This window comes from Streptomyces sp. 35G-GA-8 (assembly GCF_023534745.1).
GTDB lineage: Bacteria > Actinomycetota > Actinomycetes > Streptomycetales > Streptomycetaceae > Streptomyces.
On the sequence record NZ_JAMHJQ010000013.1, the window covers coordinates 183,722 to 206,565 of the forward strand.

20 protein-coding genes are annotated in these 22,844 nt (G+C 69.8%); 3 read left to right on the forward strand and 17 right to left on the reverse strand.

The window, feature by feature from the left end; translation table 11 throughout:
* Positions 1-7 precede the first annotated feature (7 nt).
* The 6 genes from M1203_RS28455 to M1203_RS28480 all read right to left on the reverse strand — a co-directional run bounded on the left by M1203_RS28455 (position 8) and on the right by M1203_RS28480 (position 9,305).
* Complete coding sequence (locus M1203_RS28455; RefSeq protein WP_249952662.1) at positions 8-718, reverse strand: LuxR C-terminal-related transcriptional regulator; 711 nt, start codon at positions 716-718, stop codon at positions 8-10.
* Positions 719-967: 249 nt separating this feature from the next.
* Entirely contained in the window at positions 968-2,848 is a 1,881-nt protein-coding gene (locus tag M1203_RS28460) for a PQQ-binding-like beta-propeller repeat protein (protein WP_249952663.1), read from the reverse strand.
* 84 nt (positions 2,849-2,932) lie between these two features.
* On the reverse strand, positions 2,933-4,828 hold the full coding sequence (locus tag M1203_RS28465; RefSeq protein ID WP_249952664.1) for a PQQ-binding-like beta-propeller repeat protein: 1,896 nt from the start codon (positions 4,826-4,828) through the stop codon (positions 2,933-2,935).
* Positions 4,829-5,067: 239 nt separating this feature from the next.
* A complete protein-coding gene (locus M1203_RS28470; RefSeq protein WP_249952665.1) occupies positions 5,068-6,939 on the reverse strand; it encodes an ABC-F family ATP-binding cassette domain-containing protein in 1,872 nt (623 codons plus the stop codon).
* Positions 6,940-8,329: 1,390 nt separating this feature from the next.
* Complete coding sequence (locus tag M1203_RS28475; RefSeq protein WP_249952666.1) at positions 8,330-8,686, reverse strand: hypothetical protein; 357 nt, start codon at positions 8,684-8,686, stop codon at positions 8,330-8,332.
* A 196-nt stretch (positions 8,687-8,882) separates the two neighbouring features.
* Complete coding sequence (locus tag M1203_RS28480) at positions 8,883-9,305, reverse strand: ATP-binding protein (protein WP_249952667.1); 423 nt, start codon at positions 9,303-9,305, stop codon at positions 8,883-8,885.
* A 201-nt stretch (positions 9,306-9,506) separates the two neighbouring features.
* Between M1203_RS28480 and M1203_RS28485 the strand changes: the two genes are divergently transcribed.
* Both M1203_RS28485 and M1203_RS28490 read left to right on the forward strand, forming a co-directional pair.
* Positions 9,507-10,376, forward strand: coding sequence for a helix-turn-helix transcriptional regulator (locus M1203_RS28485; RefSeq protein ID WP_249952668.1), 870 nt, complete (start codon positions 9,507-9,509; stop codon positions 10,374-10,376).
* Positions 10,373-10,573, forward strand: coding sequence for a DUF397 domain-containing protein (locus M1203_RS28490; RefSeq protein ID WP_249952669.1), 201 nt, complete (start codon positions 10,373-10,375; stop codon positions 10,571-10,573). The genes M1203_RS28485 and M1203_RS28490 overlap by 4 nt, the downstream gene beginning before the upstream one ends.
* 220 nt (positions 10,574-10,793) lie before the next feature.
* Here the strand turns inward: M1203_RS28490 and M1203_RS28495 are convergent, their stop codons facing one another.
* The 11 genes from M1203_RS28495 to rsmI all read right to left on the reverse strand — a co-directional run bounded on the left by M1203_RS28495 (position 10,794) and on the right by rsmI (position 21,059).
* On the reverse strand, positions 10,794-11,486 hold the full coding sequence (locus M1203_RS28495) for a methionyl-tRNA formyltransferase (protein WP_249952670.1): 693 nt from the start codon (positions 11,484-11,486) through the stop codon (positions 10,794-10,796).
* A 196-nt stretch (positions 11,487-11,682) separates the two neighbouring features.
* Complete coding sequence (locus M1203_RS28500) at positions 11,683-12,306, reverse strand: DUF6879 family protein (RefSeq protein WP_249952671.1); 624 nt, start codon at positions 12,304-12,306, stop codon at positions 11,683-11,685.
* Positions 12,299-12,568 (reverse strand): hypothetical protein, encoded by a 270-nt coding sequence (locus M1203_RS28505; RefSeq protein WP_249952672.1) that lies wholly within the window; start codon positions 12,566-12,568, stop codon positions 12,299-12,301. The genes M1203_RS28500 and M1203_RS28505 overlap by 8 nt, the downstream gene beginning before the upstream one ends.
* Positions 12,569-12,709: 141 nt before the next feature.
* Positions 12,710-14,851: a tetratricopeptide repeat protein gene (locus M1203_RS28510; protein WP_249952673.1), complete on the reverse strand. Its 2,142-nt coding sequence runs from the start codon at positions 14,849-14,851 to the stop codon at positions 12,710-12,712.
* Positions 14,848-15,258, reverse strand: a complete 411-nt coding sequence (locus M1203_RS28515) for a hypothetical protein (RefSeq protein ID WP_249952674.1) — start codon at positions 15,256-15,258, stop codon at positions 14,848-14,850. The genes M1203_RS28510 and M1203_RS28515 overlap by 4 nt, the downstream gene beginning before the upstream one ends.
* Before the next feature lie 91 nt (positions 15,259-15,349).
* Positions 15,350-16,255 (reverse strand): 4-(cytidine 5'-diphospho)-2-C-methyl-D-erythritol kinase, encoded by a 906-nt coding sequence (locus M1203_RS28520; RefSeq protein ID WP_249952675.1) that lies wholly within the window; start codon positions 16,253-16,255, stop codon positions 15,350-15,352.
* The gene (gene rsmA / locus M1203_RS28525; RefSeq protein ID WP_249952676.1) at positions 16,252-17,190 is read right to left on the reverse strand and encodes a 16S rRNA (adenine(1518)-N(6)/adenine(1519)-N(6))-dimethyltransferase RsmA; all 939 of its coding nucleotides are present in this window, start codon (positions 17,188-17,190) and stop codon (positions 16,252-16,254) included. Before rsmA ends, M1203_RS28520 begins: the two co-directional genes overlap by 4 nt.
* The gene (locus M1203_RS28530; RefSeq protein WP_308404918.1) at positions 17,187-18,452 is read right to left on the reverse strand and encodes a ubiquitin-like domain-containing protein; all 1,266 of its coding nucleotides are present in this window, start codon (positions 18,450-18,452) and stop codon (positions 17,187-17,189) included. The genes rsmA and M1203_RS28530 overlap by 4 nt, the downstream gene beginning before the upstream one ends.
* Positions 18,453-18,615: 163 nt before the next feature.
* Entirely contained in the window at positions 18,616-19,485 is an 870-nt protein-coding gene (locus M1203_RS28535) for a TatD family hydrolase (protein ID WP_249952677.1), read from the reverse strand.
* A gap of 65 nt (positions 19,486-19,550) precedes the next feature.
* A complete protein-coding gene (locus tag M1203_RS28540; protein WP_249952678.1) occupies positions 19,551-20,018 on the reverse strand; it encodes a hypothetical protein in 468 nt (155 codons plus the stop codon).
* A gap of 126 nt (positions 20,019-20,144) precedes the next feature.
* Entirely contained in the window at positions 20,145-21,059 is a 915-nt protein-coding gene (rsmI, locus tag M1203_RS28545) for a 16S rRNA (cytidine(1402)-2'-O)-methyltransferase (protein WP_283959114.1), read from the reverse strand.
* A 53-nt stretch (positions 21,060-21,112) separates the two neighbouring features.
* On the opposite strand from rsmI, the gene M1203_RS28550 reads away from it, so the two are divergent.
* Positions 21,113-22,831 carry a phospholipid carrier-dependent glycosyltransferase gene (locus tag M1203_RS28550; protein WP_249952680.1) on the forward strand — a complete coding sequence of 573 codons (1,719 nt, stop codon included), beginning with the start codon at positions 21,113-21,115 and terminating at the stop codon, positions 22,829-22,831.
* Positions 22,832-22,844 lie beyond the last annotated feature (13 nt).

The window sequence follows — 22,844 nt, forward strand, 5'->3', positions numbered from 1 at the left end:
CCGGACTTCACCCACGCCGAGTGCGGTGATCCGGCCCCTTGGCCGCGTCCGGATGCGGCGCGGCCCGGTCCAGCAGCCCCGTACGCGCGGCCAGCGCCGCGGCCTCCAGCCGGGAGCCCACCCCCAGCTTCATCAGCACCCGCTGCACATGCGTCCTGGCCGTGCTCGGCGCGATGCTCATCCCGGCGGCGATCAGCCGGGTGTCCTCGCCCTCGGCGACCCGTACGAGCACCTCCACCTCGCGCGGGGTCAGCATCCGCAGCAGCCGCTGGCCCTCGTCGTCGGGCTGGATCACCGGATTGAGCAGCTCGGTGAACGCTCCCTGGAGCAGCTGGGGCGCCACCGCGGCCTCCCCGGCGCGCGCCTTGACCATCGCCCGCTCCACGCCCTCGATGCGCTCGTCGTGCCGTACGTAGCCGGAGGCACCGGCCGCGAACGCCGCGGCGATCCCGCGCGGGCTGGGCACCGGCCCGAGCACCACCACCGCCACCTGCGGGCGCTCCCGTTTGATCCTTACGATCGGGTCGAACGTGCCCGGCTCGGCGGGCACCGCCGTCCCCAGCAGACACACCTCGGGCGCCCTGCTCACCACCAGATCGGCGACGCCCGCCGTGGGCGCCGCCGCCGCGAGCACCCGGTGCCCGCGCAGTTTCAGCGCCGAGGCGAGCGCCTCGGCGAGCAGTCTGTGATCGTCGACCACCATGATCCGCACACCCATGAGCAACCCTCCCCCCGTCCCCCGTTACCTGCCCGGCCCCCCGGCCCCCGGTCTCTAGACCCGGCAAGCTACACGCTTGTTCGACATCGCGCGCCCCCTAACGGTCAGAAGCCCCTCGGATTGCCGAATTCCCTGCCATTCAGGACTACTGACCGGCCAGTCCGGATACGAGCGGGGCCCCGGCCCGTGGTGTCACCCCCGGGCCGGGGCCCCGAAATGCCGTGCTCGCGGCGGCAGTTGGCCGGGCCGCTACGTGGTCGTGAAGGAGACCGCGAGATACGACTTGTCGTCCAGCGACGAATTCGACGGCTTGCTCAGCGTGGTGTCGGACATGAAGAGCCGGCCGTTGCGGTAGAGCAGTTCCGCGTAGTCCGGCAGAAAGCCGGACTCCATGTCACGCACGGTCTCGCCGGCCGGATTCTCCAGCAGCACCGTCTGCTTGAACGTGCCGCCGTCGATGGAGACGATCTGGCCACCCTTGTCGTACGGGGGCCGCTTGTACGCGATGATGTTGCCGCCATCCATGCGCAGCGGCACCATCGTGTAGCGGTCGCCCGCGTCGGCGCGGTCCGAGGTGCCCTTGCCGGTGGCGAGATCGAACGAGACGATCTCGTTGGTGTCGCCGTACTCCCCGCCGCCCTCGTGCTCCTCGGTCGGCAGATAGAGCCGGCCGTTGCCCACCGCCAGCATCTGGCAGGACTCGACCTCGGTGGAGCGGCACTTCGCCGCGTACTTGTCGGCGTCCGCCGGGATCTTGGCGATCAGCTTGCCGGTCTTCGCGTCGATCGAGAAGAAGTCCGAGATCCCGCTGCCGTCCCCGGCCGTGTCACCGACGTCGGCCGCGACGACCAGCGGGTCGGTCGAGACGACGCTCGCGTAGTCCACACCGGTCGGCATCTGGAAGGTGGAGATCGGGGCGCCGGTGACCGGGTTCAGGTTCTGGATGGAGACCTGCGGGTCGTCGTACGAACCGCACTTGCGGGCCGCCACGAGCCCTTCGCCGCCGCCGTACCCCATGTCGTAGCAGCCCTCGGCGCTGACCTCGGGCTTCCACCGGACCGAGCCGTCGGCCAGATCGAAGGCCGCCCCGCCGTCGGTGCCGCCGGCCGCGATGGTCTCACCGCTGAGGGTGACCTCGCTGAACCGGACCTTCTCGTCACCGACGTTGGAGCCGTTGACGGACTTGGACCAGAGCAGCTTTCCGGCCATCAGGTCGATCGCGCCGACCTCCGTGCACTGCTGGTAGTTCTTGTCGGCCGTCGTCTTGGCCGCGGCGAAGGCGACCGCCGTCTTGTTGTCCTCGGAGACATGGGCCGATGCCGCGCAGACCTGGCCCGGGAGCGGGATCGACCACAGCTGGGTGCCCTTGTCCAGGTCGTAGCCGACGATCTCGTTGACCCCGGTCTTCACATACGCGGTGTCGGTGATCCAGGACCCCTTGACCGTCGTGACGTCGGTGACCTCGGGCACCGGCAGCTGGAAGGCGGCCTTGGACCTGGTGTTGCCCGGCGCCTTCTCCTTGCCCGCGCCGTCGGCGGCCTTCTCGCCGCCGGTGCCGGCCGTACCGCCCTCGGTGGAGCCGGACGAGCCGCCCTTGGCGTCGCTCTTCCCGCCCTCGTCGCCGGAGGACGCGAACAGGACGCCTCCGGCGATGATCAGTACGACGGCGACGGACGCGGCGATGATGATCTGCGCCTGGCGGCTCAGCTTCTTGCCGCCACCGGTGCCCTGCGGGGGCGGCGGGTACGGGTACTGCTGCTGGGCCCCGGGCTGCATGGGCGGGGTCGGGTAGCCGTACGGAGACGGCTGACCCGGCTGGCCGGCCTGGCCCGGCTGACCCGGATACCCGTACCCCGGCGGCTGGTTCGGATATCCGTACCCGGGCTGCTGGTTCGGGTACCCGTAGCCCGGCGGGGGGCCGGGCGGCGGTGTCCCCGGCGGCTGGGCCGGGGGACCTTGCGGCGGCGTCTGCGGATAGCCGTACGGAGGGTTCTCCGGGGGCGGCGTCGGGGCTCCGAACCCGCCGGGGGGCGGCTCCTGCGGGGCACCGAACCCACCGGCCGGAGGCTCCTGCGGAGCGCCGAACCCTCCCTGCGGTGGCTCGTTGGGTGGCTGGGGCGGCTGCGTCATGACGTACGTACCTCGGGAAAGTCGTCGGGGACGAGAAGGGGGACGAGAAGAACGACGAGAGCGGACGGGGTCATTTCCCGAGGGTCATTTCCCGAAGGCCATCATCGTCTTCGTCTTCAGCTCCTCTTCGTCGTTGCTCGCGCTGACCCGGCCGCTCATCACATAGAAACGGCCGTCCACATAGGCGTACTTCGGCGAGTAGAAGGAGTTCTCGATCTGCGCCGTGGACGCCGGGTGCTGCAGGAGCGTGGTCGGGGCGCCACCGCTCGGGGCCACGGTCGCGACCGCGCCGCCCGTGTCGTACGTGGCGTCCAGATAGACCAGGACCTTGCCGCCCTCCATGCGCAGCGGCGTCATCGTGCGGCCCTCGGGTGCCTTCGCACGCCACGTGGACTTTCCGGTGTCCAGGCTGAAGGCGACGATCTCGTTGGTGCGTGAGGTGCTGCCGCTGTCGGGCGCGGTCGCCATGTAGAAGGTGTTCGCGTCGGCGGCGACACCGACACAGCCCTCCAGATTCTGACCGAAGACGATGAAGCTCCCGCCGCAGTTCGGTGCGAACTTGTCGTTGCCGCCCTGGATCTGCGAGCGCGGGGTGCCGTTCGCGTTGAGCGCGACGATGCTCCAGGTGTCCTTCTCGTCGTTCTTCAACGAGACGACCAGCGGGTTGACCGAATAGACCTTGTCGGTGTCCCAGTCGGCGGCCAGCTTGTAGGTCCACTTGGCCTGACCGGTGGTCGGGTCGAGTTCCTGGATCTGGTTCCCGCCGGAGGTGCAGCTCTCGGCGGCGATCAGCTTGGGGCCGCCGGTGAGCGCGTACGGCTGGCAGTCACCGGGGAGCTTGCCGAACAGCTCCTTGCCGTCGCTCACCCGGAAGGCGTTGACGGCTCCGGTGCGGGCGGCGGTCACCGTGTCGCCGCTCATCGCGATGGTGATGTCGGAGAGCAGGTCGAAGGCCCCGGTCTCGGGTATCTCCTTCTTCCAACCGCCCTTGCCGGTCATCAGATCGACCAGCTGGAGCTGGTTGCAGTCGGCCTTCTCCGTGGTGCCGTTCTTGACCCCGATGACCAGCTTGCCGGTGGTCGTGGACGCGACGGGCGCCGCGCAGATCTCGGTGGGCAGCGACAGCGTCCACTTCTTCTTGCCGTCGGCGGCGGAGTACCCCACGACCTGCCGGTACATGGCCTTGACGACGGTGTCGCCGGCGAACCAGGGGCCGTACACGTCGGCGCCGTTGCGCGGCAGGTCCACATCGTTGGTCTGGAGCCACTCGATCCTGGCCTCGCCGTCCTTGCGCCCGGCGTTGAGGTCGTCCGCGGCCTCACGGCCGTCGCCGCTGCCGTCGCCCTGGTCGACGCTGGGCGAACCGGTCGGCTCGGCGTCCCCGCTCTTGCTGACGTTCGGCTTGTCGCCGCTGTCGTCACCGCCGACGGCGAACCATATGCCGCCCCCGATGACCAGTGCGCCCGCGACGGCCGCCGCGATGATGACACCGGGCTTGCCCTTGAAGGGGTTCTTGCCGCCACCGCCGGCGCCGCCGGGGGGCGCGGTGGGCGGGCCGGGGAACTGCTGGGGCGGATAGCCGCCGCCGTAGGGTCCTGGCTGCTGCCCGTACGGTCCGGGCTGCTGGCCGTAAGGCCCTGCCTGCTGGCCGTAGGGGCCCGGCTGGTTGTACGGACCTGGCTGCTGCTGACCGTACGGCCCCGGCTGGTTGTACGGACCGGGCTGCTGCTGGCCGTACGGTCCGGGCTGGTTGTACGGACCCGGCTGCTGCTGATCGGCCGGTCCCGCCTGCGGATAGCCGTAACCGGGCTGCGCGGCGGGCGGACCCGGCGGCGTCTGCGGAGGCGGCGGCATCTGCGGAGGCTGCGCGGGCGGCGGAGGACTCCCCGGTCCGCCCTGCCCCGGCGTGCCACCGTGCGGCGGGTCCTGCGGAGCTCCGAAGCCCCCCTGCGGCGGTTGCTGACTGGGCGGCTGACTCATCAGCGCTTTCCCCCTGTTAGTACGGTCCGCGACCCGGTCGGACTCCCCCGCGATTCCGGTGGCCGATGATTACCGGCCACCGGAATGGAGCGAATCGGGCGCGGTTTCCGCATCGTCATATCAGTCGAGCGGGGCTTCTTTCTATCACTCGGCCGTCGTAGCGGGACGGGCCGGTCCGCCCCTGTTCCCAAGGGAGGACCGGCCCGTGATGCGCTTGTTATGCGCTCTGCACAGCGTCTCTACGCGTCCTCCGCGAGCTCCAGCCAGCGCATTTCCAACTCGTCGCGCTCTCCCACCAGTTCGCGCAGCTCCGCATCCAATTTGGCCACTTTCTCAAAGTCTGTGGCGTTGTCGGCGATCTGCTGATGGAGGGTCGTCTCACGGCTGGACATCTTGTCCAGCTGGCGCTCGATCTTCTGGAGTTCCTTCTTCGCCGCGCGGCCGTCCTTGGCGGACACGGCCCCTGTACCGGCGGCCGTGCCGGCGCCCGCTCCCGTACCAGCTCCCGTACCCGTTCCCGGTCCCGCTGAGCGACCCTCCGCGGGGGCCTGCGCGGCGGCCGGAACCCCGGACTCGATCAACTGGCGGCGGCGTTCCAGATACTCGTCGATCCCGCGGGGCAGCATCCGCAGCTTCGTGTCACCGAGCAGCGCCATCACCTTGTCGGTGGTCCGCTCAATGAAGAACCGGTCGTGCGAGATGACGACCATGGAGCCCGGCCAGCCGTCGAGCAGGTCCTCCAGCTGGTTCAGCGTCTCGATGTCGAGATCATTGGTGGGCTCGTCGAGGAAGAGGACGTTCGGCTCGTCCATCAGCAGCCTGAGCAACTGGAGGCGGCGCCGCTCACCACCGGAGAGATCGCCGACCGGCGTCCACTGCTTCTCCTTGGTGAAGCCGAACTGCTCGCACAGCTGGCCCGCCGTCATCTCCCGCCCCTTGCCGAGGTCGACCCGGTCCCGTACCTGCTGCACGGCTTCGAGGACCCGTAGCGACGGCTTGAGTTCGGAGACCTCCTGGGACAGATACGCCAGCTTGACGGTCCTGCCGACCACGACCTTCCCGGCGGCGGGCTGGACATCGCCCTGCGTACGGGCGGCCTCGGCGAGCGCCCGCAGCAGCGAGGTCTTGCCCGCGCCGTTCACCCCGACCAGCCCGATCCGGTCCCCCGGGCCGAGCTGCCAGGTCAGATGGGTGAGCAGCACCTTGGGGCCCGCCTGGACGGTCACGTCCTCCATGTCGAAGACGGTCTTGCCGAGCCGGGCGTTGGCGAACTTCATCAGTTCGGAGGTGTCACGCGGCGGCGGTACGTCCGCGATCAGCTCATTGGCCGCCTCGACCCGGAACCGCGGCTTCGACGTACGCGCGGGAGCACCGCGCCGCAGCCAGGCCAGCTCCTTGCGGACCAGGTTCTGCCGCTTGGCCTCCTCGGTCGCCGCGATGCGCTCGCGTTCGGCGCGGGCGAAGACATAGTCGGAGTAGCCGCCCTCGTACTCGTGCACCGCACCGCGCTGGACGTCCCACATCCGGGTACAGACCTGGTCGAGGAACCACCGGTCGTGCGTCACACACACGAGCGCGGACCGCCGCGCCCGCAGATGCTCGGCCAGCCAGGCGATGCCCTCGACATCGAGATGGTTGGTGGGCTCGTCAAGCACGATCAGCTCGGGCTCGCCGATCAGCAGCTTGGCGAGCGCGATCCTCCGTCGCTCACCACCGGAGAGCGGCGCGATGACGGTATCGAGCCCCTGCGGAAATCCGGGCAGATCGAGCCCGCCGAAGAGCCCGGTGAGGACATCACGGATCTTGGCGTTGCCGGCCCACTCGTGATCGGCGAGATCACCGATGACCTCGTGTCTGACCGTGGCGTCGGGATCGAGCGAATCATGCTGCGTCAACACCCCGAGCCGCAGCCCGCCACTGTGCGTGACACGCCCGCTGTCGGTCTCCTCCAGCCTGCTGAGCAGCCTGATGAGGGTCGTCTTACCGTCACCGTTACGCCCGACGACGCCGATCCGGTCCCCCTCGGAGACGCCGAGAGAGACACCGTCGAGCAGCGCACGGGTGCCGTACACCTTGGTGACTGCCTCGACATTGACCAGATTGACGGCCATTTTTCTCCTGCTTACGGGGGACACGATCGACATCCCAGCGTAACCGCCATCAAGGCGCCGCCGACCGGCCGGACTGCTCTGTGGCCGGTGGGGGCATGGGGCTGCGGGTTCGTGCCGAGGGGTAGTCGGGGTGGGCCGGTGTAGGCCATGGCGGGTGGGGGCCGCCCCTAGGTTTCAGTTTCGCGGTTCCGGGTCGGGCGTCAAGGGCGCTCCTTCGTCGCGTCGGCTGCGCCGATTCCGCTTCGCTCCACCCTTGACACCCGCCCCTCCACCGCAAGTGCAGCTTTGAGGGGGGGGCGGCCCGGGGGGAGGGGTCCCCGGGGGGCCTGTCCAGTGGACCGGCCCGGTTCCCGGCCTGCGACCCGGTGGACCCTGCGGGGCTGCGCGGCAGTNACCCGCCCCTCCACCGCAAGTGCAGCTTTGAGGGGGGGGCGGCCCGGGGGGAGGGGTCCCCGGGGGGCCTGTCCAGTGGACCGGCCCGGTTCCCGGCCTGCGACCCGGTGGACCCTGCGGGGCTGCGCGGCAGTGGAATGGGGCGGCCCGGCCCCGGCAAAGCGACTGACGGTCGGGAAGTGACCGGGACTCATGCCCCGCTGTGCGGGTCCGTTGTCGGGTGACACCTGTCAGCCGAGGCGGACGGACCCGTCACACGCCCCCTATGCCCCAGTTTGGCGGGCTGTTCCGGGGCTCCCCGGCCGGTCATGTGTCCTGAGACCAGTTAAGTCGTTCCCACGACGCATCACCGGCTCTGACCGGCCCATTGGCCGCCCCATGAGTCACACCTGTCCCTCTGCTCACGCACCCCGGGACGGTGGGGTGGGTGTGACTGGCGAGGCACTGATTGGACCGGTCGGAGGGGGTGATGTGTCAGGGGGCCCGGTTAACCGAACTCAGGACGCATGACCCGCCGGATCCCTCCCCAAAGCACCTTCCAAACTGGGACATTGGGTGCAGGTGGCAGGCCCGTCCGCCTCTGCTGACAGGTGTCACCCGACAACGGACCCTCACAGCGGGGCATGAGTCCCAACCACCCACCCAACGTCAGCTCGCTGAGCCGGGGCCGGGCCGCCCCACTCCACTGCCGCGCAGACCACCCACCGGCCCGAGGCCGGGAACAGACCCCCGGCACATGGGCGCTTCCCCGGGGACCCCTCCCCCCGGGCCGCCCCCCTCAAAGCAGCACTTGCGGTGGAGGGGCGGGTGTCAAGGGTGGAGCGAAGCGGAATCGGCGCAGCCGACGCGACGAAGGAGCGCCCTTGACGCCCGACCCGCAACCGCGAAACTGAAACCCAGGGGCGGCCCCCACCCGTCTCCGAACCTTCCGGCTCACCCCGACTACCCCTCGGCACGAAGGCCGCCGGACATACGCCGGCGGGACCCGGCAGGTCCTTCATCGCACCAAGAGCCATCCGGTCGCGCGGCAGGACCGGCACGGGATGATCACTGTTCTGCCGCTCCGCAGGGAGCGCAGCAGCCGACCGCCCTCGCAGGTCCCGCACACGGCGAAACGGGCGGTCCCGGGCCGCCGCGAGGGCGCAGGGAGGCGCCGTCGCGCGTGGAGCTTGGCGATGGCGGAAAGCTGGCGCCGCTCCCAGTCGGTCGCGGGCCGTACGGAAGTCCGGCGCGCGGCCCAGATCAGCCCGGTGGGGCGTGCCAGACAGACCAGGTGTCCGGCAAATCCGGTGACGCGTCCCGGCATCTCGTACGCGCGGTCGTACACGACCATCCCGACCGTCAGCCCGTCCACACGCGCCGCCCCTCCACCCGGCCCCGCGCCCGCCGACGACGGTGGTGACGGGCGAGCGTGAGCAAGGCGTCCCACATTTCCGGTGTGGGCGTAGACGTCGGCAGGGCATCCGCCTGTACGCCCACGGGTACGAGTACGGGTACAGGCGGTTCGACGCGCGCGCGGCGCCCGAACACGACGCGCCGAAGGAGCCGTCTCATGCCGGCTCCCCGGTAACGGCGAACCGCGCCCACACGCACTTCCCGTACTCCAGCTCCCGGCAGCCCCAGGTGTCGGACAGCGCCGCGACGAGAAGCAGACCGCGTCCACCCTCGTCGGCGTCGGGGCGGCCTACGCGGAGATGCGGAGGTCTGTCCCGGTCGGGGTCGGAGATCTCCAACACCAGGTCGTCGCCGTCGACATGGACGGTGACCTCGATCTCGGCGAGGGTGACGCGGCAGTGGACGACCGCGTTGGTGACCAGCTCGCAGGCCACCAACTCGATGTCCGGAGCGCGGTCGTTGACCCCCCACTTTTCCAGGGTTTCCCTGACCCGTGCCCGTGCGGCCGGGACGTGTCTCCGGCGTTTCGGGATGCGGAAGGTGTCGCGGAGCGGCTCCGCCGTATGGGTTGCGGGCATGTCGCACCCCCAAGCTGACGCATGGTCGTCTTCACGCCGTGTAGCGGGATGCCGACGGCGTGTGCGACTCGAAGCTAAGGGTGCACTTCTCCCTCACGCAACCTCGTTGCATGCAAACTTGCTTTAGTCGCTCTATCGAGTGACTAGTCTGACGACAGCGGAAGTTGCAGACCTATGGCGCCAACAGAGAGGGGAAGGACCATGCCCGCAGGCGGGAAACCAACGGTGCGCAGCAGGCGGCTCGGCACAGCACTCAGGCTGCACAGGCAGGCCGCGAAGATGGACCAGGCACAGGCCGCCGAGGCGATTGCCTCATCCACGGCCAAGATCAGCCGCATGGAGAGCGGACATGTGTCCTGCCGCGTGATCGATGTCCGCTTGCTCATGGGCGCGTACGGAGTTACCGACCGCGAGAAGGTCGCCCGCCTTGAGGAGTTGGCCAAGAGGTCGAATCGGCGCGGATGGTGGCTCGAACATGCCGCACACCTTCGCACCGACTATCTCGACCACATCTCGTTGGAGGATGACGCCTCGTACATTCGGGAGTGGCAGCCCGTCATGTTCCCAGGCTTGTTGCAGACCTCCGCCTACGCGGAGGCCGCCATCGCCGCAGGCCTCGGCTATGTCGCTCCCGAGCGTGTCGAAAAACTGATCAAGGTGCGAGAGGGACGGCAGGGGAAGATCGCTGAGGGCGGGGCCAGTTACACAGCAATTGTCTGGGAGCCGGTCATCACGCAGCCTCTGGTGGACGCTGAGATTCACCGGGAGCAGCTGACCCGCACTCTTGAAGTGGGGAAGCGCAGGAATGTCACCATTCAGGTTCTTCCGTTCACCGCAGGAGTGAAGGCCGGCATGACCTCGGCCTTCGCCTCCTTCAGCTTCGACTCCGAACCGACCGTGGAGGCAGTGACTCTGGACAATCTCAGGGGCACGTCCATCCTTGAGGCAGCCGACGACTTGACGGCTTACGCCAATGCGTTCGACCAACTACGATCGGCAGCACTGGCACCCGAGGCGAGCGCTCAGCTCATGCGGGGCTTACTGCGGAGCAGCAAGGAAGACACATCGTGACCCTTGAGGTTGTAGGCCCCTACCGGAAATCCTCATACTCCGGGCAGGAGAACAACTGCGTCGAGGTGGCCCCAACCGCCAACGGCGGCCGCGCCGTACGGGACAGCAAGGACCGGAGCCGCCCCTCCCTCCACTTCGGCCCTGCCTCGTGGCAGACCTTCCTGGCGGTCGCCAGGGACGGCACGTCCCGCGACTAGTGCCGCGACCGGCAATGTTTGCCCGTCAAGGAGCGGCGTCCGGTGCGTGTGATCGCAAGGCGGCCGGAAGCCCTTGTAGCGGAGCTACCTGGGCTTTTGGCCAACGCCGCGAGCGCGCGTGCCGGGCGACGCGACGGGGCAAACATTGCCGGGAGGGGCACTAGATCCTGTCCGGCCGGACAACGACCCGGCAGTGGACAGCCGGGGAGCTCGTGCGGGCTCAGGCAGGCATCGATTCCACGATCCAGAGCGGACCGTCCGCGCACTTCACCTCAACGCCGTCGGCGGGGTCGAGGGAGGTCCGCAACACCCTGATCCATTCGCCCGCCACCCACGCGGTCGGACCGGACCTGCCCGAGCTGCCGAATCGAGTGGCGCGAACCTGATGGTGGATCCGGCTTCTGCTGTGCTCCCAGTCGATACGGGAGAATCCGGGCTCCATCCATCCCGCGTAAGAGGCATGTGCGGCGCACTGCGCGGTACCCGGAAACCCTTCGGCCACACGCTCAAGAGCCGTAGGAAGAAGGCGCGAGATGAATCCGTCGACCGCGCTCCAGATCCGCTCCGGAAGCACATCGTCGTCCAGTACGATTCCGGATTCCTGGATCAGGATTCCGCCCGAATCGAATTCCTCGTCCATCCGGTGAATACTCAGTCCGATGTCCGGGTCACCGTTCCTGATCGCCCAGTTCACGGGGATGGGACCACGGTATTTCGGCAGCATCGACGTGTGCACGTTGATGGCCCCCAGCGACGTGGCCCGCAGGGCGGAGGGTGGGAACTTCCAGGGGAACCCGTAACAGATCATGAGGTCCGCACCGTATCCGCGCAGGGTTGCCGCCAGCACCTTCTTGCTGCCGGGCAGAAAGAGATCGACCCCCTGCGGAATCCTGTCGGCGATCTCGCCGATCACCGTTCCGGCGCCGGATCTGGTCGGTCCGCCGGGGCTCAGAGACCGTGCGTGTACGTACGCCACGGGTGTGTGCCCGGCCCGTTCGCAGACTGCCTGTAGGACCGCGAATCCTTGCGCCGAATAGGACACCAGGATGACACGCATCGAACCGCCCAACATTTCACGAGACCGGACACTCGACATCTACGCTCGACGGCTACGTTTGAAGATGGTGCATGGCAGGGGGAGGCAGAGGGGCGACACGGCGCCCGAAGAAGCCGCTGAGCCGCTCTCCCGACTCATACAGGTCCAGAATGATTCGCTTGCACTCGGCGATCACGCCACTGTCGGTGTATTTTATGCCGCCGGTAAGGTTTCCGTCGCCGTCATAAATGATTTCATACAGCACAGAGGATCCGATGATGGCGATTTCCGGCAATGCGCCATCGGATTCAAGTAGTGCGATATCACTCAACCCCACGACCCGCGTGTCTTCTCCGCATTGTTCCTTCAGGCGCAGAAGGTGGAGTTCCCATTGAAGATAGGGAACGATGGGCTCCTCTGCCACACGGACACGATGGAGACCGAACCCGTGGTCCGCGATCTTCCGGAAGTACCCCTCGTAATGACCTCGTTGCTCCGAGATGAGTGAAAGAGCATTGCCCCACTCCCCGCGGATGAACGCTTCCCAGCTCTTCACCCCGGGCTCTCTGAAAGTCTGCTGACGTTCAAGCTTCCAGAATCCCGCGCCGCCCGCATGCCAGAAGTGCCTGTCGAAATCATCCAAGTACGCGTCCAGCTCAAGCCGATCGCCGGTCGCGTCCGCCAGGGCGCTACGCATCCGGAATGTCCTCCTTCGCAGCAACGGCCGTCGTGCGCGGAATGATGACCAGCCGCTCGTCACGCGCGATTTTCAACCCATCGGGAAGGCGCGCCCGATAGGAATCCGTGAGGTCCCTGCCGATCACCGCGATATCACCGTTCTCCAGCTCCCAGATGTCCGGGCAGCCGGACTCGCCCCCCGTTGTCCCCAATTCCTCGGGGGGTTTGCCCAGACGACGGACCAGCGGCGAAGAGGGATCTGCTTCCCACGCACGAACCACGCGAATCCTCCAGGTGAGTTGGCGCGATTATGACCGAGCACACATCACACGGCAACGCTGAGTGACGAGTTCGCGCCAGGTGCGGCCCCGCGCGGGGTCCCCCGGGCCCCCGCGCGGGTCCGCCCGGGCTCCGCCCCGTGGCTACGTGTCCGCCTGAAGGTTCCGGTAACTGGCGAGCTTCTCCCGGGCGATCACCGTCCACGGGTGACTCGGGCCGAGTACCCGCTCTCTCCCTTCGATGACGGTCTCAATCTGTTCGACAGCCTCGGCTAGCTCGCCCAGCGCGGCGAGGACACTGCCCAGCAGGCTCCGGGAGGCCATCGTGATCGGATACTCGGCCCCATAGCGCAGCTCATGAGCGGCCAGGGCTCCGCGAGCCAGTGGCAGCGCTTCCACTGGTCGGCCGGTGTTGAACAAGGCATGAGCGCAGTTGAGCTCTGCCGAGAGCGTGATCGGATGATCCGGGCCGAGTTCGCGGCGGCAGACGGCGACCAGGCCGGGGCCTTCCGGGGCTTCCTCGTCCAGCTCGGCGCCCGGCGGCAACTCCAGCAGACACGCCCGCGCCTCCAGTGTGAGGGGATGCGAAGGGCCCAGCTGTACCGTCCGGCCCTTCGCCGCCCGGCGCATCAGCGCCACGGCTTCCGCCGTATCGCCGAGCCAGGTGAGTGGGCGCGACAGGTGCAGACAACTCGTCAGCGCGTCCGGAGAATCCGGACCGTAGACACGCTCCAGATCGGCGAGCACCCGCCGGTGCAGCTCCGCCGCCTCGGCGAGGCGTCCCAGGCGATCCACGGACTTCCCCACGCGTTGACGGAGTCTCAGCACGAGGAGGTGATCCTCGCCCAGCCGGGGCCTCGCCAGTTCCACGGCCCGGTTCGCGACGGCGAGCGCCGACGCGTAGTCACCGCCTCGGTGCTGAGCCGTCACCAGCCGCAGAGCGCATGCGGCCGCCGCCTCCACTGTCGGCTGTCGCACGTCGGACCAGTCCCGTACGCGTCGAAGGAGTGCGAGGACGTGCGAGGCGAGGAGGCTGAGCCGGGCATCCCGTATTCCGCGCTCGGGCATGTCGGGAAGGGCCGACGCCAGGAGACCGGCTGCCGTGGCGGTGAGCCGATCGCGCTGGTCGGCGGGTGTACCCCGGGCAACGCTGTCGAGCAGCACTCCGTGCGTACGCAGGCAGCGCACGCCGTCGCCGGGCACGAGCTCGGTGAGCGAGTGGTCGAGGAGCCCACGCAGCGTCAGTTCGACGCGGGCCGCCGGCAGATCCGGGCCGAGTTCGACGCCACTGAGCAGTGCGAGCGGAAGCGGATCGCTCGCCCAGCAGGCCAGCAGTCTCAGCAAGGGGGTGGCATCGGGCAGTCCCTGCCCGACGAGAGCGTTGAGCGAGAGTTGCCAGGTGCCGCTGATCAGATGGCGGGAGTCGTTGCCGGCGGCGCCCGCGCCCTGGTCGATCAGCTCGATGGGGTCCTGGCGGTCTTCGAGGCGGCGCCCGTACTCGGCCATGGTCCAGGGGTCGATCACCTGGTGGGCCAGGAATCCACCGGCGAGCGTCAGCGCGAGCGGAAGGCGCCCGAGCCGGTCGGCGATGGTGCCGGCCTCCTCGACGGTCCCGGTGCCCGGCGCGAGATCGCACAGCACCTGGGCGGCTTCGGGACGTGGCAGCACCCCGACGTGGAGCAGTTCGGCGGCGGGCCACCAGTGCTGCGCCGACTGGCGGGTGGTCACGAGAACAGTGCCGCGCGGACTCGTGCGCAGCCAGCCGCCGTCGCGCAGCACCGCCGGATCGTCCGCGTTGTCGAGAACCAGTAACCAGGGCCGGTCGGACTGGTCGAGCCGGTCCCAGACCAGGTCGGCCGCCGCGCGGAGGCCGTTGCGCGCCGCCATCAGTTCCCCCTCGCCCGCTCCCCGGTCGGCGGCCACGGCGAGCATGCCGGCACGTAAGGAGGCGTGGTCGGAGGCGTTGACCCAGAGGCTGAGGCGATCGGCCTCGTTCGCCGCGTAGCGGAAGAGCGTGTGGGCGACGGCCGTCTTTCCGCAACCTCCGAGGCCGTGGAGGACGAAGACCCCGCTTCCCGTGCCTTCGGCGACAGCGGCCCGCAGACGCTCCATGAGCTCATCGCGGTCACGGAGTATCGCGGGCGCCCGGCCCACGGCGGGGTGACGCACCGAGTCCGGTCCTGACCACGACGGGCCGTGATGATGATGCTCGGTGATGTGCTGGTCACCCGAAGCCTGGTAGACGCGCCCCTGATCCTCGGCCCGCCCGTCGTTGCGACCGGTCACCGCTGATCGAGGTGGAGGTCACGGCCCGCCTGGTAGATCCGTGCCTCGCCGGAGGCGGTGGCCTGTTGGGTCGGCAAGGGCTGGGCGCGGGCGCCCGGAGCCACCTCGGCCAGCAACGCGCTCAGGTCCTCGGCCAGTTCGGGGTGGGCGGTCAGTAACCGTCGCACCCGGCCCTGCCACTCCGCCCGGATCTCCGCCTCGGTCTCCAGGTCACCCGATGCCTGGGCGATGAGCAGTTCGTCCCGGGACGAGTCGAGCTCGCCGGCGATGGCCTGCGCCCGGTCGGGCCGGGCCCGTCGCCAGAGCAGCAGTAATCCCTCTCTCATGCTCTGCCAGGTATCGGTCGCCAGCAGGGTGACCAGAGTCGTCCCCGCGGTGCCCGCCAAAGCGGCCAGCTCCGGTTCCATACGCGTAGCCCTCCGTGAAAGCGCGGTGTGCCGCATCACAGTAGGTGTTGGTCAAGTCCACGTACAGTGGCCGTTTTCGCCCGACGCCCCCCTACACCACCGTCGCCCCCTTCGCCGGAGACGACGCCACCCGTGCCGTGCGGCAGGTGCCCGAGGTGTGCAGTGCCTCCGCGACCTCCTTCGCCGCGTCCGGGTCCTTCGTCAGGAAGGCCGTCGTCGGGCCCGAGCCCGAGACCAGGGATGCCAGCGCGCCCGCCGCCGTGCCCGCCGCGAGGGTGTCGGCGAGGGAGGGGCGGAGGGTGAGGGCCGCGGGCTGGAGGTCGTTGGACAGGGCGCCGGCCAGCGCGGTGGCGTCGCCCGTGCGGAGGGCTTCCAGGAGGGCGGGGTCGGCGGACGGGGCGGGGACCGGCGTGCCCTCCGTCCGGCGGTCGAACTCGCGGAACACCGTCGGGGTGGACAGGCCGCCGTCGGCGACCGCGAACACCCAGTGGAAGTCGCCGCCCACAGCGAGCGGGGTGAGCTGTTCGCCACGGCCGGTGCCCAGGGCCGCCCCGCCGATCAGGCTGAAGGGGACGTCGCTGCCCAACTCCGCGCAGATGGCGAGGAGTTCGTCCCGCGAGGTGTCCAGCGACCAGAGGGTGTCGCAGGCCAGCAGCGCGCCCGCGCCGTCCGCGCTGCCGCCCGCCATGCCGCCCGCGACGGGGATGTCCTTGGCGATATGGATATGGACGCGCGGGTCGATGCCATGGCGTTGCGCCAGCGCCAGCGCCGCGCGGGCCGCCAGATTGGTGCGGTCGAGGGGGACCTGTGCCGCGTCGGGCCCCGTACAGGTGATGCGCAGTTCGTCGGCCGGAGTGACCGTGATCTCGTCGTACAGACCCACGGCGAGGAAGACATTCGCCAGGTCGTGAAAGCCGTCGGGACGGGCCGCGCCCACCGCCAGCTGTACGTTCACCTTCGCGGGCACCCGTACCCGTACCGATTCGGTCGCGCTCACGCGCCCGCCCCCTTCGACTCCGCGATCCGTGACTCGACGGTCCGCGCCTCCGCGATCCGCGCGAATTCCTCGACTGTCAGTGCCTCGCCGCGTGCCTGCGGCGAGACGCCCGCCGCGACGAGCGCCGCCTCCGCCGCCGGGGCGGAGCCCGCCCAGCCGGCCAGCGCCGCGCGCAGTGTCTTGCGGCGCTGCGCGAAGGCCGCGTCGACGACCGCGAAGACCTCGGCCCTGGAGGCCGTCGTCTTCACCGGCTCGGTCCTGCGTACCAGCGAGACGAGGCCGGAGTCCACATTGGGCGCGGGCCAGAAGACCGTACGGCCGATGGCGCCGGCCCGCTTGACGTCCGCGTACCAGTTGGCCTTCACGGACGGCACCCCGTACACCTTGCTGCCGGGCGCGGCGGCCAGCCGGTCGGCGACCTCCGCCTGGACCATCACCAGCGTCCGCTCGATCGTCGGAAAGCGCTCCAGCATGTGCAGCAGCACGGGGACGGCCACGTTGTACGGGAGGTTGGCGACCAGCGCGGTCGGCGCCGGGCCCGGCAGTTCCTCGACTCGCATCGCGTCGCAGTGCACGAGCGAGAAGCGTCCGGCGCGCGCCGGCATCCTCGCCTCGATCGTCGCGGGCAGCGCGCCCGCCAGGACGTCGTCGATCTCCACGGCCGTCACCCGGTCCGCAGCCTCCAGCAGCGCCAGCGTCAGCGAGCCGAGCCCGGGGCCGATCTCCACGACGACATCGTCCGGGCGCACCTCGGCGGTGCGGACGATCCTGCGGACGGTGTTGGCGTCGATGACGAAGTTCTGTCCGCGCTGTTTGGTCGGGCGTACGCCCAGCGCCGCGGCCAGTTCGCGGATGTCCGCGGGGCCCAGGAGGCCATCGGGTGCGGCGGGCGCGGCGGCGTGGGGTTCAGGGGCGTCGGGCTCAGTGGTGCTCACCCGGTCAGCCTACGGCCGCAGTGGGGCCAGGGACTCGCCCCCCGCTGCACGTAGAGCTTCTTCGCGCGGTACGTCTGCTCCTCGGCCGGTGCGTCCTGCGGCCGTCCGCTGCCGCCGAGCGCGTGCCAGGTGCCGGTGTCGAACTGGTACAGCCCGCCGTAGTTCCCCGACGCGTCGACGGCCCCCGGCCTGCCGCCCGACTCGCAGGCGGCGAGCCCGGCCCAGTTGAGCCCGTCCGCGCCGGCCACGGAGGCCGGTGCCGTCTTCGTGCCCACCCTCACCCGCTGGGTGACCGCCCGGCGCACCACCTCTTCGTGGATCTTCCGCGGCTTCTTCTTGACGCCGTTGACCGTGCGCAGCGCGTAGGTGACCCGGCGCGCGCCCGGCCTGCCCTGCCGGTCGACGACCTCCGTTCCACGGAAGAGGCCGGGGTCCTCGGTCCGCACGGTGTCGTACGGGATGGGCTCGTCGCGTACCTGTTCACCGGCGGTGATCCGCATGACGGTGATCGTCGAGCCGTCACGCGGGAAGGTGTCCCGCGGTACGGACGTGGTGTCCTGCCCGTGCAGCGCGATACCGGCCTGCGCCAGGGCCTCGGCGACGGTCGCCGCGTTCGTACGGATCGTGTGCTCGCGGCCGTCCGCCATGAAGGTCACGGTCCGCTCGGTCCTTACGTCCAGGGCCAGTCCGGTGCGGGAGATCGCGGCCGAGCGGGAGACGGAGAGGAACGCGCCCTCCGCGCGCACCCCGAGCTGGCGCAGCGCGCCCTCGACGGTGCGGGCCGTCGTCCACACCTGGCGCCGGTGTCCGTCGAGGGTGAGCAGGACGGGCCGCCCGTAGCGGACGACGACCTCGTCGCCGTTGCTGAGCTCCGCGCCGGGCGCCGGGGCGACGATGTCGTGCGCGCCGACCGTCACGCCCTCGTGCGCGAGCAGGTCCCGCACCTCTCCGGCGAAGGTGTGCAGGGTGCGCGGCTCGCTGCCGTCGACGGTGAGTTCCACGGCCTTGTCGTGGACGACGAACGCGGAGGTGCCACCGGCGAGGAAGGCGACGACGAGCGCCTGCGGGACGAGCCGGCGCAGCGCCTCGGGGGAGGCGGCGGGGCCGGGCGGAGCGATCGCGGGCGGGGCGGCCCCGGACGGCGCGGCCCCGGACGGCGCGGCCTTGGACGGCGCGGCCTTGGACGGGGTGGCTCGCCCGGCGGGTTTACGGCGGCCCAGCCCGCCCCGTGCCGCACGGTGACTGCCCTGCGTATTGCTCACGACGCTCCACGAGATCCGGTCCGGTCCGCCGCGGCCCTGATGCACACGGCCGCGGTGCCCCCGGAGACTAATGGAGGCTCCGTCACTCTCCAAAGCGACTCGACTACGCTGCGTGCCGACGCTACCCTGCACCCTCCCGCCGGGAGCCCCGGTCCGTTATGCGTCAGTAACCGAACGCACGCGCCGTATTGCGGGAAACCGCCTCGGCCATGGCGTCCTCGCCGATCCCCCGCACCTCGGCCATCGCGCGGAGCGTGACCGGAATGAGATAAGGCGCATTGGGCCGGCCGCGGTAGGGCGCCGGCGTCAGAAAGGGCGCATCCGTCTCGACAAGAACAAGCTCCAATGGCGCTACTGTGAGCGCGTCACGCAACGGCTGAGCGTTTTTGAATGTGACATTGCCCGCAAAAGACATGTAATAGCCGGCGGCGGCACATATCTCGGCCATTTCCGCATCACCGGAATAGCAATGGAACACCGTGCGTTCCGGAGCGCCTTCCTCCGCGAGAATACGCAGCACATCGGCGTGCGCGTCGCGATCGTGGATCATGAGCGCCTTGCCATGGCGTTTGGCGATCTCGATATGGGCGCGGAAGGAGCGCTCCTGGGCGGCCATGCCCTCGGGTCCGGTACGGAAGTGATCGAGCCCCGTCTCGCCGACGGCCCGTACCGCCTCCAGCGCGGCCAGCCGGTCGATCTCGGCCAGCGCGTCGTCGAGCGCCGTGTCGCCGCCGCCCTCGCGCGCCCCCTGCCGCGACCAGCCGTCGGGGTCGCCGTGCACGATGCGGGGCGCTTCGTTGGGGTGCAGCGCGACCGCCGCGTGGACGTTCTCGTACGCCGCCGCCGTCTCCGCGGCCCAGCGCGAGCCCTTGATGTCGCACCCCACCTGGACCACCGTCGTCACACCGACCGAAGCAGCCTTGGCGAGACCGTCCTCGACCGTGCCGTCCTGCATGTCCAGGTGGGTGTGCGCGTCCGCGACCGGCACCCGAAGGGGTTCGGGCAGCGGTGGCGGGGCTTGTTTCGAACTCATGGGCGCGATCCTACGAGGGCCGCGCCCGGGAGATCACCTGCGGTGGTACGGATGACGCTGGTGGCTCACCCGCGGTGCTGGTGGTGCTGAAAGGGGTGCAGGAGGTCGGAGAGGTGCCAGTGGTGCTGCCTGGCCGCCTTGTCCGCCCCCGCCCCCTTCGCCGCGGACGCCCCGTCCTCCCCCGACGGGGCGGCTCCGGCGGGTATCTCCTCGCCCGCCTGCGCCGGTATCTCCCCGGCCGCCGCGGCACGCCTGGTCTTCGCCGGGTGGTGCTGCTCCGCCATGAGCGCCCGTACCGAAGAGACCTGACCGGAACGCATGATGCGGACGACATGCCCCCCGCAGTGGGCGCAGTTCGGGCTGGACAGCGGGGAAGGTACCCGCACGCCCTCGGACTTGTAGACGACGAAATTGTGGCCCGAGCCGTCGACGTGGTGCTCTATGTCGTACGCCTGCTCCCAGCCGTGCCCACAACGCATACAACAAAAGGCATATGCCTCGTGGGCAACGGCTGTACCCGTGATCTCACTCATGCCAGCTCCTCTCCACGACCAAGTGGACGCCTTTGACAGCGGGAGCGCATCAGCCCTGTCGATTAATGGATTGGTCTTGGCCTTCTCATGTCCAAAGGGCACGGCAGGCGGTCTGTGCTTTACATTTCACGAAATTCCTTTGCCGTCCGCGGGGGACATGCGCTCAGGGGCCGTTCCGGCCGCCGTGCGCGCGGCGTTCTTCGCGGCGACGACCGCGTCGAACACCTCGCGCTTGGGCAGGCCCGCCTCGGCGGCGACGGCCGCGATGGCCTCCTTGCGCCGCTCCCCCGCCTCCTCCCGCACCTGTACCCGCCGCACCAGTTCCTCGGGGTCGAGCTCTCCGGCCGTCCGCTCCGGGGCGCCCTCCACGACCACGGTGATCTCTCCCCGTACGCCCTCGGCGGCCCAGGCCGCCAGCTCGCCGAGACCGCCGCGCCGCACCTCTTCGTACGTCTTGGTCAGTTCGCGGCAGACGGCCGCCCTGCGGTCGGCGCCGAAGACCTCGGCCATCGCGGCGAGGGTGTCGTCCAGGCGGTGCGGCGCCTCGAAGTAGACGAGCGTGCGCCGCTCGTCCGCGGCCTCCCGCAGCCGGCCGAGCCGCTCGCCCGCCTTGCGCGGCAGGAAACCCTCGAAGCAGAAACGGTCCACCGGCAGCCCGGAGAGCGCCAGCGCGGTCAGCACGGCCGACGGGCCCGGCACGGCCGTGACCCTGATGTCCCGCTCGACCGCCGCCGCGACCAGCCGGTAGCCGGGGTCGGAGACGGACGGCATGCCCGCGTCCGTGACCAGCAGCACCCGCGCCCCGCCCGTCAGCGCCTCGACCAGCTCCGGCGTCCGCGCGGACTCGTTGCCCTCGAAGTACGACACGACCCGGCCCCGGGTCTGCACACCGAGCGCCTGGGTGAGCCTGCGCAGCCGCCGCGTGTCCTCCGCGGCGATCACATCGGCGGTCTCCAGCTCGGTGGCGAGCCGGGGCGGCGCGTCCGTCACATCACCGATGGGCGTCCCTGCGAGTACCAGCGTTCCAATCACATCCGCCATCCTCGCAGGGCGCGAGGCGCCCCACTCACAGCGGTGTTCCCTACGATGGCGCGGTGACCAGTACTGCGCCAGAAGCCCTCCACGGGCACGACGCCGGCGACAAGCCGCCCTCATGGCCTCAGCGGCTGCGCCGATTCGGCCATGTGCCCCGGCCGGTGACCGGGCTGCGCGAGCGGCTGGTGCCGCCGTACACCCGGCCCTCGGAGCGGCTGTGGGCCGTGCTCGGCGTGCCTCCACGGCTCGCGGACCGGATGATCCGCTGGTCCGCGTGGGGCGGGCCGCTGCTCGTGGCGCTGGTCGCCGGGGTGCTGCGGTTCTGGAACCTGGGCAGCCCCAAGGCGGTGATATTCGATGAGACGTATTACGCGAAGGACGCGTGGGCGCTCGTCAACCAGGGGTACGAGGGCAGCTGGCCCAAGGACATCGACAAGTCGATCCTGCGGGATCCGTCCTCGGTCCCGGTGCCGACCGATCCCGGCTATGTGGTGCATCCGCCGGTGGGCAAGTGGGTCATCGGCCTGGGCGAGCACTTCTTCGGGTTCAACCCCTTCGGCTGGCGCTTCATGCTGGCGGTGCTCGGCACGCTGTCGGTGCTCATGCTGTGCCGGATCGGGCGGCGGCTGTTCCGTTCCACGTTCCTGGGGTGCCTGGCGGGCGCGCTGCTCGCGGTGGACGGCCTGCACTTCGTGATGAGCCGTACGGCCCTGCTCGACCTCGTGCTGATGTTCTTCGTGCTGGCCGCCTTCGGCTGTCTGCTGATCGACCGCGACTGGGCACGCCGGAAACTGGCGGCGGCGCTCCCGGTGGACGAGGACGGCGTGCTGCGCCCGGACAGGGAAGTCGCGGAGAATCTGCGGCTCGGCTGGCGGCCCTGGCGGATCGCGGCCGGACTGATGCTGGGCCTGGCGTTCGCGACGAAGTGGAACGGCCTCTACATCCTGGCCGCCTTCGGGATCATGTGTGTGGTGTGGGACCTGGGCGCGCGCCGGACGGCGGGCGGGGGGCCGTTCTGGGGGGTGTTCCGACGCGATCTGGTGCCGGCCTTCTTCTCGACGGTCCCGGTCGCGATCCTCACGTACATCGCCTCATGGACCGGCTGGATCGTCACCGACAAGGGCTACTTCAGGAACTGGGCCGAGACGGCGGGCAAGGGCGGCAACTGGACCTGGCTGCCCGACTGGCTGCGCAGCCTCTGGCACTACGAGAACGAGGTCTACAGCTTCCACGTCAATCTGACGTCGGGCCACACCTACCAGTCGAACCCGTGGAGCTGGATCGTCCTGGGCCGCCCGGTCTCGTACTTCTACGAGGACCCGGCGGCCGGCACCGACGGCTGCCCGGCGTCCACGGCCGGCAAATGCGCCCGCGAGGTGCTGGCGATCGGCACCCCGATGCTGTGGTGGGCGGGGGCCTTCGCGCTCTGCTACGTCCTGTACCGCTGGTTCTTCCGCCGCGACTGGCGCGCGGGCGCGATCGCCTGCGCGGTGGCGGCGGGCTGGGTGCCGTGGTTCCTGTACCAGGAGCGGACGATCTTCCTCTTCTACGCGGTCGTCTTCGTCCCGTTCCTCTGTCTCGCGGTGGCGATGATGATCGGCGCGATCGTGGGACCGGCGGGCTCCGACGAGAGACGCAGGACGATCGGCGCGGTCGGTGCCGGGGTGCTGGTCCTGCTGATCATCTGGAACTTCATCTATTTCTGGCCGCTGTACACGGGCACGGCGATCCCACTGGACTCCTGGCGCAACAGGATGTGGCTCGACACCTGGGTCTGACCACGTCGGACAG